At 72.0% G+C, this 15,773-nt stretch carries 13 protein-coding genes and 1 pseudogene; 9 read left to right on the plus strand and 5 right to left on the minus strand.

Annotated features, from left to right (window positions below):
• Positions 1–141 precede the first annotated feature (141 nt).
• Complete coding sequence (gene uvrB, locus ACQP10_RS12870) at positions 142–2,253, plus strand: excinuclease ABC subunit UvrB (protein WP_312872963.1); 2,112 nt, start codon at positions 142–144, stop codon at positions 2,251–2,253.
• A gap of 118 nt (positions 2,254–2,371) precedes the next feature.
• Here the strand turns inward: uvrB and ACQP10_RS12875 are convergent, their stop codons facing one another.
• The 4 genes from ACQP10_RS12875 to ACQP10_RS12890 all read right to left on the minus strand — a co-directional run bounded on the left by ACQP10_RS12875 (position 2,372) and on the right by ACQP10_RS12890 (position 5,607).
• On the minus strand, positions 2,372–3,241 hold the full coding sequence (locus ACQP10_RS12875) for an ion transporter (RefSeq protein ID WP_346020239.1): 870 nt from the start codon (positions 3,239–3,241) through the stop codon (positions 2,372–2,374).
• A 237-nt stretch (positions 3,242–3,478) separates the two neighbouring features.
• Positions 3,479–4,093, minus strand: a complete 615-nt coding sequence (locus tag ACQP10_RS12880) for a hypothetical protein (RefSeq protein ID WP_346020238.1) — start codon at positions 4,091–4,093, stop codon at positions 3,479–3,481.
• A 62-nt stretch (positions 4,094–4,155) separates the two neighbouring features.
• On the minus strand, positions 4,156–4,746 hold the full coding sequence (locus tag ACQP10_RS12885) for a DUF4126 domain-containing protein (protein WP_346020237.1): 591 nt from the start codon (positions 4,744–4,746) through the stop codon (positions 4,156–4,158).
• A 195-nt stretch (positions 4,747–4,941) separates the two neighbouring features.
• Positions 4,942–5,607: a TetR family transcriptional regulator C-terminal domain-containing protein gene (locus tag ACQP10_RS12890; protein ID WP_433541421.1), complete on the minus strand. Its 666-nt coding sequence runs from the start codon at positions 5,605–5,607 to the stop codon at positions 4,942–4,944.
• 61 nt (positions 5,608–5,668) lie between these two features.
• On the opposite strand from ACQP10_RS12890, the gene ACQP10_RS12895 reads away from it, so the two are divergent.
• Entirely contained in the window at positions 5,669–7,150 is a 1,482-nt protein-coding gene (locus ACQP10_RS12895; protein WP_433541422.1) for an MFS transporter, read from the plus strand.
• 81 nt (positions 7,151–7,231) lie between these two features.
• Here ACQP10_RS12895 and ACQP10_RS12900 read toward each other — a convergent pair.
• A pseudogene (locus ACQP10_RS12900) lies at positions 7,232–7,984 on the minus strand (acyltransferase); the annotation flags it as partial.
• Positions 7,985–8,141: 157 nt separating this feature from the next.
• Between ACQP10_RS12900 and ACQP10_RS12905 the strand changes: the two are divergent.
• From ACQP10_RS12905 to ACQP10_RS12935, 7 genes are all read left to right on the plus strand, one after another.
• On the plus strand, positions 8,142–9,812 hold the full coding sequence (locus ACQP10_RS12905; protein WP_346020233.1) for a CTP synthase: 1,671 nt from the start codon (positions 8,142–8,144) through the stop codon (positions 9,810–9,812).
• 44 nt (positions 9,813–9,856) lie between these two features.
• The gene (locus tag ACQP10_RS12910; protein WP_386148688.1) at positions 9,857–10,522 is read left to right on the plus strand and encodes an NUDIX domain-containing protein; all 666 of its coding nucleotides are present in this window, start codon (positions 9,857–9,859) and stop codon (positions 10,520–10,522) included.
• Positions 10,523–10,534: 12 nt separating this feature from the next.
• Positions 10,535–11,461, plus strand: a complete 927-nt coding sequence (locus tag ACQP10_RS12915; protein ID WP_179822715.1) for a tyrosine recombinase — start codon at positions 10,535–10,537, stop codon at positions 11,459–11,461.
• 99 nt (positions 11,462–11,560) lie between these two features.
• Positions 11,561–12,520 carry a ParA family protein gene (locus ACQP10_RS12920; protein ID WP_179818304.1) on the plus strand — a complete coding sequence of 320 codons (960 nt, stop codon included), beginning with the start codon at positions 11,561–11,563 and terminating at the stop codon, positions 12,518–12,520.
• A gap of 173 nt (positions 12,521–12,693) precedes the next feature.
• Positions 12,694–13,542, plus strand: coding sequence for a segregation and condensation protein A (locus ACQP10_RS12925; RefSeq protein ID WP_346020231.1), 849 nt, complete (start codon positions 12,694–12,696; stop codon positions 13,540–13,542).
• On the plus strand, positions 13,539–14,099 hold the full coding sequence (scpB, locus tag ACQP10_RS12930; protein WP_346020230.1) for an SMC-Scp complex subunit ScpB: 561 nt from the start codon (positions 13,539–13,541) through the stop codon (positions 14,097–14,099). The genes ACQP10_RS12925 and scpB overlap by 4 nt, the downstream gene beginning before the upstream one ends.
• A complete protein-coding gene (locus ACQP10_RS12935) occupies positions 14,096–15,757 on the plus strand; it encodes a pseudouridine synthase (RefSeq protein ID WP_433541423.1) in 1,662 nt (553 codons plus the stop codon). The genes scpB and ACQP10_RS12935 overlap by 4 nt, the downstream gene beginning before the upstream one ends.
• Positions 15,758–15,773 lie beyond the last annotated feature (16 nt).

The raw sequence follows: 15,773 nt of genomic DNA on the forward strand, positions 1-15,773 counted from the left end.
CGTACGGCCGGGCGGATCGCGGACGCGCGGCCCGCGCGCCGTACACGCACGCCGGACCGTGGCCGTCCGCCCGTCCGGTCGGGCCGCGGCCGGCCGGTCGGGCGGACGGAAATGTCGGTGGGCCCGCCTACAGTGGGTGGAGTGAGGCCGGTAACTGATTTGCAGCGCAAGGTGGCGCCCTTCCAGGTGGTCACCGAGATGACCCCGTCGGGCGACCAGCCCGCAGCGATCGCCGATCTGGAGCGGCGCGTGGGCGCGGGGGACAAGGACACCGTCCTGCTGGGCGCCACGGGCACCGGCAAGACCGCCACGATCGCCTGGCTGATCGAGCGGCTGCAGCGGCCGACCCTGGTCATCCAGCCCAACAAGACGCTCGCCGCGCAGTTCGCCAACGAGCTGCGCGAGATGATGCCGAACAACGCGGTCGAGTACTTCGTCTCGTACTACGACTACTACCAGCCCGAGGCGTACGTCCCGCAGAGCGACACCTACATCGAGAAGGACTCCTCGATCAACGACGAGGTCGAGCGGCTGCGCCACTCGGCGACCAACTCGCTGCTGACCCGCCGCGACACGATCGTGGTGGCCTCGGTGTCGTGCATCTACGGCCTGGGCACCCCGCAGGAGTACGTCGACCGCATGGCCCGCCTCCAGGTGGGCCAGGAGATCGAGCGCGACCGGCTGCTGCGCCGCCTGGTCGACATGCAGTACACCCGCAACGACCTGGCCTTCACCCGGGGCACCTTCCGGGTGCGCGGCGACACCATCGAGATCATCCCGAAGTACGAAGAGCTCGCCGTGCGCATCGAGATGTTCGGCGACGAGATCGAGAAGCTCTCCACGATGCACCCGCTGACCGGCGAGGTGATCACCGACGACGACGAGGTCTACATCTTCCCGGCCTCCCACTACGTCGCGGGCCCGGAGCGGATGGAGAAGGCCATCGCCGGCATCGAGGCCGAGCTGGCCGAGACGCTGGAGAGGATGGAGCGCCAGGGCAAGCTCCTGGAGGCGCAGCGGCTGCGCATGCGCACCACCTACGACCTGGAGATGCTGCGCCAGATCGGCACCTGCTCCGGCGTCGAGAACTACTCGCGCCACATGGACGGCCGCGCCCCCGGCAGCGCCCCCAACACCCTGCTCGACTACTTCCCCGAGGACTTCCTCCTCGTGCTGGACGAGTCGCACCAGACCGTGCCGCAGATCGGCGCGATGTACGAGGGCGACGCCTCCCGCAAGCGCACGCTCGTCGAGCACGGCTTCCGGCTGCCGTCCGCGATGGACAACCGCCCGCTGAAGTGGGAGGAGTTCCTGGAGCGGATCGGCCAGACCGTCTACCTCTCGGCCACCCCCGGCCCCTACGAGCTGGGCCGCTCCGGCGGCGACGTGGTCGAGCAGGTCATCCGGCCGACCGGTCTGGTCGACCCCGAGGTGATCGTCAAGCCCACGACGTCGCAGATCGACGACCTCGTCCACGAGATCAGGATCCGCGCCGAGAAGGACGAGCGGGCCCTCGTCACCACGCTGACCAAGAAGATGGCCGAAGACCTCACCGACTACCTCCTGGAGCTCGGCATCCGGGTCCGCTACCTCCACAGCGAGGTCGACACCCTGCGCCGCATCGAGCTGCTCCGCGAGCTGCGCTCCGGCGAGTTCGACGTGCTGGTCGGCATCAACCTCCTGCGCGAGGGCCTCGACCTGCCGGAGGTGTCGCTGGTGGCCATCCTCGACGCCGACAAGGAGGGCTTCCTGCGCTCGGAGACCTCGCTGATCCAGACGATCGGCCGCGCGGCCCGAAACGTCTCCGGTCAGGTGCACATGTACGCCGACCGGATCACCCCGTCCATGGAGCGGGCGATCGAGGAGACCAACCGCCGCCGGGCCAAGCAGATCGCCTACAACGAGGCCCACGGCATCGACCCGCAGCCGCTCCGCAAGAAGATCGCCGACATCCTCGACTCGCTCAACCGCGAGGACGCCGACACCGAGCAGCTCCTCGGCGGCGGCGGCCGCCAGCAGACGCGCGGCAAGGCGCCCGTCCCCGGCTTCGCCTCCAAGGCCGCCGGCCAGCACGCCAAGGCCATCGCCGGGGAGATGCCCCGGGCCCAGCTGGAGGAGCTGGTCGCCTCGCTCACCGAGCAGATGCACCAGGCCGCGGCCGACCTGCAGTTCGAGGTAGCCGCCCGGCTCCGCGACGAGATCAAGGAGCTCAAGCGCGAGGTCCGCGACATGCGCGAGGCCGGCGTCTCCTGAGCCGACCGGCCGCCCCGGGAGCGAGACCTCCGGGGCGGCCCGAGGAGATCCTTCCCGCTGTGAACCCCCATGGCGGGGAGGTGACGCCGTTCGGCGACGGCATGATCTGGTCCGTGGGCTAGCGGGGCCCGGCCATGTCGGAGGACTCCGCCGCGGCCTTCCCGCCGGGCTGCCGGTCACCGGCGGACGCCTGCAGCTCGTCGATCTTGGCGTGCAGGCGGGCCAGTTCCCCGGCGATGACGGTGAGCGTGTCCTCGACGCGCTGCTCCTCGGCCGAGGTGGTCTGGTCGTCCATGGCGTTGACGACGACGGCGATGAACAGGTTCAGCACCACGAAGGTGGTCAGCGGGATGTAGCCGACGAAGAACACCCACGCCCAGGGCTTCTGCCCCATCACCTCGGAGGCGATGTCGGGCCATCCCTCGCCGGTCATGACCTGGAACAGGGAGAACAGCGAGGTGGGCAGCTCGGCGAAGTGCTGAGGAGCGATGTCGCGGAACAGATGCGTCGCCAGCACCGCCGAGACGTACACCAGCAGGATGATCAGGCCGACGATCGAGAGCATGCCGGGAGCGGCCGCCATCAGGGCGCCGATGACCTTCCGCATGCTGGGCACGGCCGACACCAGGCGCAGCGCCCGCACGATCCGCAACGTGCGCAGCACCGAGGTGGAGGCCGACGCGGGGGCGAAGGAGACCGCCACGACGAGTGTGTCGAACCAGTTCCACGGGTCGCGGAAGAACTTCCCACGGTAGGCGTACAGCCGGGCGGCGAGCTCGGCGGTGAAGACGGCCAGGGTGACCCGGTCGATCACGTGCAGCAGGCCGCCGATCCGCTCGACGAGGAGCGAGGAGGTCTCGCAGCCGATGGTGACCGCGTTGAGGACGACGACGACGATGACGACCCGCTGCAGGCGGGGGGTTTCGAGGATGCGGCGTACACGTTCCCGTGCCGATGCCCGGCCGGCTTCCGTAGGGGGAGGGATCACCGGCCGATCATCCCAAATCCGGCACGGCACCTTTTCGGTGGACCAACGGACACCCCGTTCGAGCGGGAGAGCCGGGACGTCGCCCGCGGCGGGGAGAGGGCCGCCGTACGGGTGGAACCGGGGCGGGGGGCTCCTACGGAGCCTTTCCTCCCATGTACGTGCTCAGGTCTAGGCCGATGTCCACGTCGAACCCGACGTACGTCCGCAGCCGTCCCCGGTTGATCGCCCCGCCTTCCGTCAGCGGGGCTCTTCCCGCTGGGGGCGGCTGAGCATGGTGCGCCGGTAGAGCTCGTCGATCTGGTCCAGCGGGTCGGGGGCGCGGCGGCGGGCCTCGATCTCCAGGTCGGTGCGGCTCTGGAGGTCGGCGATGACCCCGGCCGAGTGCGTCATCTGGTCGTTGAGCAGGTCGGCGCGGATGCGGGAGCAGGAATCGGTCAGCTTGGCGTGGTGGTCGCGCAGCAGGCCGAACGAGTGGCGGTCGGAGTTGGACGGCATGCGGGCGTGCCGGGCGTAGAGGCCGAGCTGGGCGTCGAGCTGGTCGGCCTGTACGGCGATCTCGGCCATCAGGTGGGGCAGGTCGCCCAGGCCCCAGCCGTCACGCAACGCCTGCTCGACGGCCTGGCGGGTCAGGGAGACCTCCCGGCGCAGGTCGATGCGCATCCGCTCGGCCTCGGCGGCCTCGCCGGTGCCCATCGACGCCACGTGGGTGGCGACCCGGTCGCCGACCTTGCGGGCCTCCTTGGTGGCCTTCTTGCCGACCTTGACCAGGAGGTAGATCCCGGCCGCCGAGGCGAGAAGGACGAACAGCAGGATCACCAGCGCGATGGTGATGAAAGTGCCGATGGGAGCCACCTCCTGACGGGGGCGAGACGGGTTCTTCGAGCATATCCCCGGGGACGGGGACGGGGACGGGGTCAGGCCGGACTTCGGCGCAGGGCGCGGCGGCGCCGTACCTTGCGGATCGCCCACCAGCCGAACAGGGCGAGGATCGCCACGCCGACGATCACCAGGACCGGCAGGAAGACGGCGACCAGGCTCATGCCGAGCGAGCCGGCGTCCTCCAGGGTGCTGACCACGGGGGCGCCCACCCCGGCGGTCGAGACGTTGACGACCGGCCTGGCGGTGGACTTCATCAGGTGTACGGCCAGCGCGATCGCGATGCCCAGCACCCAGCTCAGCCAGGGGTTGTGGCTCATCCAGGTCGAGCCGTCGAGCCGGGCCGCCGCCTCGGTGGCGCTGAACACCACACCGCCGGAGGCCGGGCGGACGACCGTCTGGATCATGTCGTTGACGCTGTCGACCGCCGGGACCTTGTCGAGCACGATCTCGGCGAGCAGCAGCACGCCGATGATCGCGAGCACCCAGCCGTTGGACAGCCAGGCGAACTCGTTCGGCAGCCGTACCTCGTCGGTGAGGTTGGCGAGCACGCCGACGACCAGCAGCGGGATGTAGGCGTTGAGCCCGGCCGCCGTGGACAGCCCCAGACCCGTCAGTGCCGCGAGCATCGTGCCTCCTCCGTCTGTCGCCCTTCCCCCAACGAACCACCCCCGCGGAAAGATCCCGTGCCCCGGGCGGAGGGGCGGACACGTGGATCGCGGCAGAGCCCGTGCCGTGGGCCCGGTGGGGCCGGACGGTCATCCGGGACGGTTTCCGGGCGAGGCTGATGGTCATCCGGGGTGCTTCCCGGCGGGGCCGTACGGTCAGGCGGCGGGGGAGAGGAGACCGTCGACCACGCGGCGGACCTTGTCCATGGCGTCCCTTTCGCCGAGGCGCAGCGCGGTGTTGGCCGCGCAGAGCACCGCGTCGATCTGGAAGGCGGCCAGGTCGGCGTCCGGACCGGAGATCTCCCCGGCCCGGGCGGCGTGGCGCAGCTCACCGGTGAGATGGGCGAGCCAGTCGCCCCGGTGGCGGAAGAGCGCGTCGCGGACCGGCCCCGGCCTGCTGTCGAAGTCGGCGAGGTTCGCCACCCAGAAGCACCCGCCCGGGAACAGCGGCGTCTCCGCGTAGGCGATCCAGTGTTCGACCAGCGCGCGCAGCCGGGCCGTCCCCCGGGGCGCGGTCTCCGCGGGACGGACGACCTCTTCGGTGAACACCTCGTGCGCGATCTCGATGGCGGCGAGCTGCAGGTTCTCCTTCGTCCCGAACAGCGTCTGGACCCCGCTCTTGCTGAGCTCCAGGTCGGTGGCGAGCCGGCCGAAGCTGAGCCCTTCGAGCCCTTCGAGTGAGGCCACGTCGACGGCGTGGCGGGCGATCGTCCGCCTGGCCTGGACGCCGCGCAGCAGGCGGCGGTCGGTCACCGCCTCGTCCGCCCGGACGGAGGGTCCGGCGCCGGCGTCCCGGCCCGGTCGCCGTACGAGATCGCTCATCGGCCTCATCCTGCCACACCTCCCGTTGCAGAATACGTACGTACGACCGTATGTTTACTTTATGAATGAGATCACGGAGTCCCCAGCGGAGCTCTCCGACCCCCTCCTCCCGTCCCCGGCCGACGCCGCGCGGTCGCCGGCGTCGTCCGGCGTGCCGTGGCAGGTGGTCTCGATCATGATGGCCGGCACGTTCATGGCGATCCTCGACTCGTTCATCGTCATCGTCGCCGAGCCGGTGATCCAGGCCGACCTCGGCGCGTCCGGCGGCCAGCTGCAGTGGACGCTGGCGGGCTACCAGCTCACCTACGCGGTGTTCCTCATCACCGGAGGGCGACTCGGCGACCTGTACGGGCGCAGGCGCGTCTTCGTCCTGGGGACGGCGATCTTCACGCTGGCCTCGGTCGCCTGCGCCCTGGCCGGGACGGCGAACGGCCTCATCGCGGCGCGACTCGCCCAGGGCCTGGGCTCCGGGGTGATGGTCCCGCAGGTCTTCGCCGTCATCACCGCGCTGGTCCCGGAGCGGGGCCGCCACCGTGTCTTCGGCGTCCTCGGCATGGTGATGGGACTGGCCACCGTCAGCGGTCAGCTCGTCGGCGGCCTGCTGATCGGCGCCGACCTGTTCGGTTCCGGATGGCGGCCGATCTTCTGGATCAATCTCCCCGTCGGACTCGCCGTGATCCTGGCGGCGGCCGTGCGGGTCCCCGAGACATGGGGGACCCGCGCGCGCCGGATCGACGTCCCCGGGGTCGTGCTCCTCACCGTCGCGTCGTCCCTGGCGATCTTCCCGCTCATCGAGGGCCGCGAGGCCGGATGGCCCCGGTGGACATGGGCCTGCTTCGCCGCGAGTGCCGTGCTCTTCGGGGTGTTCGCCCGTGTCGAGCGGAGGGTCGGCGAGCGCGGCGGCGACCCCCTGGTGCGGCTCTCCCTTTTCTCGAGGCGGCCGTTCTCCGTCGGCCTCGTCCTCGTTCTCGTCCTCTACGCCTGCATCACCTCGTACTACCTCGTCCTGTCGGTGTCGTTGCAGGACGGGCTGGGCATGACGGCGCTCGGGGCGGGGCTGACCTACACGCCGGCGGCGGCGATGTTCTTCGTCTTCAGCATGGTCGCGGGCAGGCTCGTGCCGAGGTACGGCCGCCGCGTGCTGATGACCGGCGCGGTCGTGCTCGCCGCCGGGTACGCCTCGACCGCGATCGTCCTGCTGTCGGGGGTACGGTTCGCACCGGGAGCGGTCATCCCGACCCTCATGCTGCAGAGCGTCGGCGGGGGGCTGGTCATCACCCCCTCGCTCAACGCCGTCCTGGCGCGGATCGACCCGCGCGACGCCGGTCTCGCCTCCGGGGTGCTCTCCACCGCCCAGCAGGTCGGCGGCGCGCTCGGCGTCGCGATCATCGGGGTCGTGTTCTTCGGCTCCTTCCACCCCTCCGCCGGGGGCGCGGACACGGCCGCGGCGCACGCGCTGGCGATGTCCTCTGTGTTCACCTGCGCCGCCGCGCTCGTGGCGACGGTGCTGGTGTGTCTCCTGCCCGGCGGCCGGCGCGGGTAGCGGACGGCCCGCCGGGCGCGGGCCGTCCCCGCCGACGGCGCCCCGGAGGTTCCGTGGTCCCGAGGAGTCCCCGGGATCAGCCGGTGCCGACGGGTTCGGCGGGCTCCGGGGTGTGCCGACACCGTGCGGACCGATGCCGTGCGGACCGGTGCCGTCCCCGGCGTCCGCCGATCCGGCACGGTCGGCGACCCCGGCGGCGAGGTGGGGCGGCAGCCAGCCGTGGCCGGGGACGTGGTGGCGGACCACCCTCGCCGGGACGCCGGCGATCACGCTGTGGTCGGGGAACTCGCCGCGGACCACGGCCCCGGCGGCGACCACGCACTGCCGGCCGATCCGGGTGCCCGGCAGGATGATCGCGCCGGTGCCCAGCCAGGAGCCGGAGCCGATCGCCACGGGGTTGTTGCGGGGCCACTGGCGGCCGATCGGGGTCTCGGGGTCGTCGTAGACGTGGTTCTGGTCGGTGATGTAGACGTAGGGGCCGGTGAAGACGTGGTCGCCGATGTCGATCGACTGGTGCCCGACGATGTGGCCGCCCCGGCCGATGGAGCAGTGGCCGCCGATCCGCACGACGCTGTCGGGGCCGAGGTCCACCCCGGGGCCCATGCCGGCGGAGATGGAGACCCGTTCGCCGACGAGGGTGTGCTCGCCGATCTCGATCCACTGCTCGCCGAAGACGGCGCCGACGGGAAAGGCCAGGCAGGCGCCCTCGCCCAGGCGGCGGAACCGGTAGCCGCCGGGGCTGGCCGGGGTGACCGCGCCGGCCGCGCGGAGCGCGGACCAACCGCGGTGGACAAGAGTGCCGAGGGCGCGCCTCAACACCCCATGTAGTGACATAGGGGGATAAGTTACCGTTCGAGGGTTTACCTGGGAAATGCGGGGCAGGGCAGGTGACGGGGCGGTTCGCGGCGGCCGTTTGATATTCTGAGAGCCCGTGGACAGTAGGCCCCCATCAGGGGGTGCCTGCAGCTCTATCGCGACCACGGGAGACTCCTTGCGCAGCGCCGCACAAACCAAGCATCTGTTCGTCACCGGCGGCGTCGCCTCCAGTCTCGGCAAGGGACTGACGGCGTCGAGCCTCGGGCGCCTACTCAAGCTGCGTGGCCTGCGAGTCACCATGCAGAAGCTCGACCCCTACCTCAACGTCGACCCCGGGACGATGAACCCGTTCCAGCACGGTGAGGTCTTCGTCACCGACGACGGGGCCGAGACCGACCTCGACGTCGGCCACTACGAGCGCTTCCTCGACACCGAGCTGCACGGCTCCGCGAACGTGACCACGGGCCAGGTGTACTCCAACGTGATCGCCAAGGAGCGCCGCGGCGAGTACCTCGGTGACACCGTCCAGGTCATCCCGCACATCACCAACGAGATCAAGGACCGCATCCGGTCCATGGCCGGCCCCGACGTCGACGTGGTCATCACCGAGGTCGGCGGCACCGTCGGCGACATCGAGTCGCTGCCCTTCCTCGAGGCCGTCCGCCAGGTCCGCCACGAGGTCGGCCGCGACAACGTGTTCTTCCTCCACGTCTCGCTGCTGCCGTACATCGGGCCGAGCGGCGAGCTGAAGACCAAGCCGACCCAGCACTCCGTGGCCGCGCTGCGCAGCATCGGCATCCAGCCCGACGCCATCGTGCTGCGCTCGGACCGGCCGGTCGGCACCTCGATCAAGCGCAAGATCAGCCTGATGTGCGACGTCGACGAGGACGCCGTCGTCTCGGCCGTGGACGCCGCGAGCATCTACGACATCCCCAAGGTCCTGCACACCGAGGGCCTGGACGCCTACGTCGTCCGCCGCCTCGGCCTGCCCTTCCGCGACGTCGTCTGGAAGGAGTGGGAGCAGCTCCTGCGCCGGGTGCACCACCCGGCCAGGGAGGTCACGATCGCGCTCGTCGGCAAGTACATCGACCTGCCCGACGCCTACCTGTCGGTCACCGAGGCGATGCGCGCCGGCGGTTTCGCCAACGACGCCCGCGTCAACATCCGCTGGGTCAAGAGCGACGACTGCGAGACCCCCGAGGGCGCCGCCCGCGAGCTCGACGGCGTGGACGGCGTGCTCATCCCCGGCGGCTTCGGCGTACGCGGCATCGAGGGCAAGCTCGGCGCGGTCCGGCACGCCCGGGAGAACAAGGTCCCGCTGCTCGGCATCTGCCTGGGCATGCAGTGCATGGTCATCGAGGCCGCCCGCAACCTCGCGGGCATCGAGGACGCCGGCAGCACCGAGTTCGACCCCGAGACGCAGCACCCGGTGATCTCCACCATGGCCGACCAGAAGGACGTCGTCGCCGGCGACCGCGACATGGGCGGCACCATGCGGCTGGGCCTCTACCCCGCCAAGCTCGCCGAGGGCTCGCTCGCCCGCCAGCTGTACGGCAAGGCCAGGGCCGACGAGCGCCACCGCCACCGCTACGAGGTCAACAACGCCTACCGCGCCGACCTGGAGAAGATCGGCATGGTCTTCTCCGGCCTGTCGCCCGACGGTCGCCTGGTGGAGTACGCCGAGCTGCCCACCGACGTCCACCCGTTCTTCATCGGCACCCAGGCGCACCCGGAGTTCCGCTCCCGGCCGACCCGCTCGCACCCCCTGTTCAAGGGCCTCGTCTCCGCCGCCCTGGCCTACGCCGAGGCCCGCGGCACCACGGCGAAGGCCGGGCGGGGCAAGTGAGCGCCCCCGAGCCGCGGGCGGACCGTGCGGACGACTCCGGGCGGGTGACGGCGGACCGGGCGGACGCCTCCGCCGGTCCCGGGGTCCCCGAGGTCGTCGACGTCCCGGCGGAGTGGAAGGTCGTCTCCTCGGCCGGGCACTTCTCCGGGCGGGTCATCACCGCGCTGACCGACCGGGTCGTCATGCCGGGCGGGGACGGCGAGGACGAGGTCGTCGCGCGCGACTACGTCCGCCACCCCGGGTCGGTGGCCGTGGTGGCGCTCGACGACGAGGACCGGGTCCTGATGATCCGCCAGTACCGCCACCCGGCCCGGCGGCTGCTGTGGGAGCTGCCCGCCGGGCTGCGGGACGTCGACGGCGAGCCGCTGCACGCCGGGGCGGCGCGGGAGCTGGCCGAGGAGGCGGGCTACCGCGCGCGGACCTGGCACACCCTCGTCGACGCCTTCACCTCGCCGGGGATGACGGACGAGCGGACCCGGATCTTCCTCGCCAGGGACCTCAGCCCCATCCCCGAGGGGGAGCTGGACTTCGTCCGGCGGCACGAGGAGGCCGACATGCCGGTGGTGTGGATTCCCCTGTCCGAAGCGGTTCGGCGTGCCCTGGCGGGAATGATCCACAATTCCCAGGCCGTGGCCGGTATTCTCGCCGCATACGCCGCTTCGGCGGACGCTTTCGCCTCTCTGCGGCCCGCCGACGCACCGGAGGCATGACGGGAGGACACCCTGAGCGAGACGGAGGCCGTCCTCGAGAGCTACCTCGCCCACCTCGCGGTGGAGCGGGGGCTGGCCGCCAACACACTGGCCTCCTATCGCCGTGACCTCCTGCGCTACACCGCGCACCTGAGGAGCCGCGGCCGCGTCACCCTCGGCGAGGTCGTCGAGGGCGACGTCACGGCCTTCCTGACCGCGCTCAGGGACGGCGACGAGGACCACCAGGCCCTCGTCGCCAGCTCCGTGGCGCGCGCCGCCTCCGCCGTACGCGGCCTGCACCGCTTCGCGCTGCGCGAGGGCCTGTCCCGGCAGGACCCCGCGCACGCGGTGCGCCCGCCGCGCCGCCTGCGGCGACTGCCCAAGGCGATCAGCGTGGCGGAGGTGGAGCGGCTCATCGCCGCCGCCGGGCCCGAGGGCGCGCCGCTCACCATGCGCAACCGGGCGCTGCTGGAGCTGCTGTACGGCACCGGCGCCCGCATCTCCGAGGCCGTCGGGCTCGCCGTGGACGACCTCGACCTGGGCGCCGAGACCCAGCGGGTACGGCTGCGCGGCAAGGACGGGCGGGTCCGCGCGGTGCCGCTGGGCCGCTTCGCCAGGGAGGCGCTGGGCGCCTATCTCACCCGGGGGCGCCCCCGCATCGCCGCCCAGGGCGGGGGCGGTCCGGGGCTGTTCCTCAACGCCAGGGGCGGCCGGCTGACCCGCCAGGGCGCCTGGGAGGTGCTCCAGGCCGCCGCCGAGCGCGGGGGACTGGCCGGAATCTCCCCGCATATCTTGCGACATTCGTTCGCAACACACCTCCTGGACGGGGGTGTGGACGTTAGGGTGGTTCAGGAGCTGCTCGGCCACGCCTCGGTGACGACCACGCAGGTCTACACCCTGGTCACGGTCGACAAGCTCCGGGAGGCGTACGCCGCCGCGCGCCCCCGCGCGCGGCATTGAGCTTGCCTGCGTTCGGGCGTGCCGCCTTGCCGCATACGTGTTGACGCCATAGTGTCCGTCCGGACGGTCCGGTTCGAGGCCGTCAGGGAGGTTCAACTGGTGACTGTGACCACCGACGGTTCTGCTCGGGGAACGACCCCCGGAAACCCCGAGAATCCCTGGGGCGACACCAAGACCGCGGGGACCCCTCACCCGGGGGGAGTCCTCGGCCCCACCGGGCGGCCCCGCCCGGTCTTCCCCGACCCGCCCTCGCGCACGGTGCACGGACCGGCGCGCATCGTGGCCATGGTGAACCAGAAGGGCGGCGTCGGCAAGACCACCACCACCATCAACCTGGGCGCGGCGCTGGCCGAGGCCGGGCTGAGGGTGCTGCTGGTCGACTTCGACCCGCAGGGCGCCCTGTCGGTCGGCCTGGGCATCAACCCCCACCAGCTCGACCTGACGGTCTACAACCTCCTGATGGACCCGCAGATCACCGCCAGGGAAGTCCTGATGGAGACCGGCGTCGAGGGCATGGACCTGCTGCCGAGCAACATCGACCTGTCCGCGGCCGAGGTCCAGCTCGTCACCGAGGTCGCCCGTGAGCAGGTGCTCGGCCGGGTGATCAAGCCGCTGCTGCCCGAGTACGACGTCTGCCTGATCGACTGCCAGCCCTCGCTGGGCCTGCTCACGATCAACGCGCTGGCCTGCGCGCACGGCGTCATGGTCCCGCTGGAGTGCGAGTTCTTCGCGCTGCGCGGCGTCGCGCTGCTCATGGACACCATCATGAAGGTCCAGCAGCGCATCAACGAGGACCTGGTCATCGAGGGCCTGCTCGCCACCATGTACGACGCGCGCACCCTGCACGGCCGCGAGGTGCTGGCCCGGGTGGTCGAGGCGTTCGACGAAAAGGTGTTCCACACCGTGATCAACCGTACGGTCCGCTTCCCGGACGCCACGGTGGCCGGCGAGCCCATCACCAGCTTCGACCCCTCCTCGCTCGGCGCCAGCGCCTACCGCGAGCTGGCCCGCGAGGTCCTGGCCAGGTGGAGCGCCGAGGAGCGCGCCCAGGAACGGTGACCCGCCGTACGGCGGAGAGCGGCCACGGGCGGGGCACCCGGGGCCGGTGAACGCGACCCGGGACGGCGGACGCGACGGGCACGGACGACGGCGGGCGCCGCGGCGTGCCGGGGAACGGGCGCGATGGCGCGCCGGGGGCGATGAGCGCGGCCGGGGTGCGGGACAATGGCGGGATGACCGAGCAGCCGCAGCCGGAGCCACAGCCGGACGGGCGGCCGGAACCGGCCGCCGACATCTTCCGGGTCCGCCTGGAGGTCTTCGAGGGGCCCTTCGACCTGCTGCTCGGCCTGATCGCCAAGCACAAGCTGGACATCACCGAGGTCTCCCTCAGCCAGGTCACCGACGAGTTCATCGCCTACATCCGGGCCAGGGGACCGGAGTGGGACCTCGACCAGACGAGCCACTTCCTGCTCGTCGCGGCGACCCTGCTCGACCTGAAGGCGGCCCGGCTGCTGCCGTCCGGTGAGGTGGACGACGAGGAGGACCTCGCCCTGCTGGAGGCCCGCGACCTGCTGTTCGCCCGCCTCCTGCAGTACCGGGCCTACAAGGAGGTCGCGAAGGTCTTCTCCGGCCGGATGGCCGAGGAGGCGCTGCGCTTCCCCCGGCTCGTCCCCATGGAGGCGCGGTTCGCCGGCCTCCTGCCCGAACTGGTGCTGGGCATCGGCCCCGAGCGCCTCGCGGAGATCGCACGGCGGGCCTTCACCCCCAAGGCGCCGCCCTCGGTGTCGGTCGCCCACATCTACCAACCGCTCGCCAATGTCCGCGAGCAGGCGGTTATCCTTGTCGAGCGGCTGAGGCGGATCCGCCGGGCGACGTTCCGGGCGCTCACCTCCGACTGCGCCGGCACCTTCGAGGTCGTCGCGCGTTTCCTGGCCGTCCTGGAGCTCTACCGGGAGGCGGCCGTCTCCTTCGAGCAGATCGAGCCCCTGGGAGAGCTGCACGTGACCTGGACGGGCAGCGACGACGGCGACATCGCCGTGGCGGACGACTACGACGAGAGCGGCGGGAAAGAAGCTTCATGACCGACGTGGTGCCCGAGGCCGGCCTGCGCGCCGGGCTGGAGGCCATCCTGCTCGTGGTGGACGAACCGGTCGCCGAGCGGACCCTCGCCCAGGTGCTCGAACGCCCCGTTCCGGAGATCGCCGCCGCGTTGCGCGCGCTGTCGGCGGAATACACCGCCGCCGGACGGGGTTTCGACCTGAGAGAGGTCGCGGGCGGCTGGCGGTTCTACACGCGGGCCGAGCACGCGTCCCTCGTGGAGCGGTTCGTCCGCGACGGCCAGCAGGCGCGGCTCACCCAGGCCGCGCTGGAGACCCTGGCCGTGGTCGCCTACCGCCAGCCGGTCAGCCGGGCCAGGGTGGCGGCGATCCGGGGCGTCAACAGCGACGGCGTGATGCGCACGCTGGTGGCGAGGGGGCTGGTCGAGGAGGCCGGCACCGACTCCGAGAGCCAGGCCCTTCTTTACCGCACGACCTCGTACTTTCTCGAACGGATGGGCCTCCGGGAGCTTGAGGAGCTTCCCGAGCTGGCACCGTTCCTTCCCGACGACGTGGAAAACCTAGAGGAGCAGAAGCAGTGAACGACAGGCGTAGCACCCCGTCCGGTGATGGACGCGGTCGAGGCCGCGGCGGAGCCCCGCGCGGCGGCGGCCCCCGCGGAGGCGGCGGCACCCGAGGAGCATCCGGGGCCGGCGGCTTCCGCGGCGGATCCCGGGGCGGTTTCCGCTCCGACGCGCCGCGCCGCGACGACCGCTCCGGCGGCCCGCGCCGCGACGACCGGTTCGACGGACCCCGGCGTGACGACCGTGAGGGTTTCCGGGCCGAGCGCGGCGGTTCGCGGAGCCGGTACGGCTCCGGCCGCGACGACCGCCCCGGCGGCCCGCGCCGTGACGACCGTCCCGGTGGTTTCGGCGGTTCCGGTCGTGAGGAGCGTTCCGGCGCGCCGCGTCGCGATGACCGTTCCGGCGGCTTCCGCCGCGATGAGCGCGGCGGTTCCCGTTCCGACGCGCCCCGGTTCCGTTCCGACGCGCCCCGGCGTGACGACCGCGGGGGCTTCCGGGCCGAGCGCGGTGGTTCGCGCGACCGCTTCGGCGGTCCGCGCCGTGACGACCGTCCCGGTGGTTTCGGCGGTTCCGGTCGTGACGACCGTTCCGGCGGCCCGCGTCGTGACGACCGCTCCGGCGGTTTCGGCGGTTCCGGCCGCGAGGAGCGCTTCGACGCCCCGCGCCGTGACGACCGCTCCGGCGGTCCGCGCCGTGACGACGCCCCCCGCGGCGGTTCCCGTGCCCGGTACGGCAGGACCGGCCGACGGGACGAGGTCCAGACGATCGGCGGCGCCCGGTCCGGCTCGTACGGCGAGCGCCGCGGTACGGCCGGCCGCGCGTCCGGGGCGTCCGCCGGGCGCAGGCCCGGCGGGGTCGAGAACGACCGGTTCAAGACCGCCCGCCAGCCGCGCCGCGACCCCGACTTCTACGAGGCCGGCTACGCCGACGAGCGCGACACCACCGAGGTCCCCGGCGGCGTCCGGCTGCAGAAGGTCCTCGCCCAGGCGGGCGTGGCCAGCCGCCGGGCCTGCGAGGAGATGATCGGCGAGGGCCGCGTGACGGTCGACGGTCAGGTCGTCCGCCGCTTCGGCGCCCGCGTCGACCCGGCCAAGCAGGTCATCCACGTGGACGGCAAGCGCCTGCCGACCATGCCCGACCTGGTCTACCTCGCGATCAACAAGCCGATCGGCATCGTCAGCACCATGTCCGACCCCGAGGGCCGCCCCTCGCTGGCCGACTACGTCGCCGACCGCACCGAGCGGCTCTTCCACGTCGGCCGCCTCGACACCGAGACCGAGGGCCTGATCCTGCTCACCAACGACGGCGAGCTGGCCAACCGGCTCACCCACCCCAGCTACGGCGTGCAGAAGAAGTACTGGGCGAAGGTGCCGGGCAAGATCGAGCGCGACCTCGGCCGCCGCCTGCAGAAGGGCATCGAGCTGGAGGACGGCATCGCCCGGGCCGACTCCTTCAGCGTGGTCCAGGAGCACGGCCAGCAGGCGCTGGTGGAGATCGTCCTGCACGAGGGCCGCAAGCACGTCGTGCGCCGCATGCTGGAGGAGGTCGGCCACCCGGTCATCGACCTCGCCCGCATCGAGTTCGGCCCGGTCAAGCTCGGCCGCCTCAAGCCGGGCACGGTCCGGGCGCTGACCCTCAGGGAAGTCGGCGAGCTCTACGCCGCCGTCGGCCTGTAACCTTCGGATACACACG

It is taken from the genome of Streptosporangium sandarakinum (genome assembly GCF_050942225.1).
Lineage (GTDB): Bacteria > Actinomycetota > Actinomycetes > Streptosporangiales > Streptosporangiaceae > Streptosporangium > Streptosporangium nondiastaticum.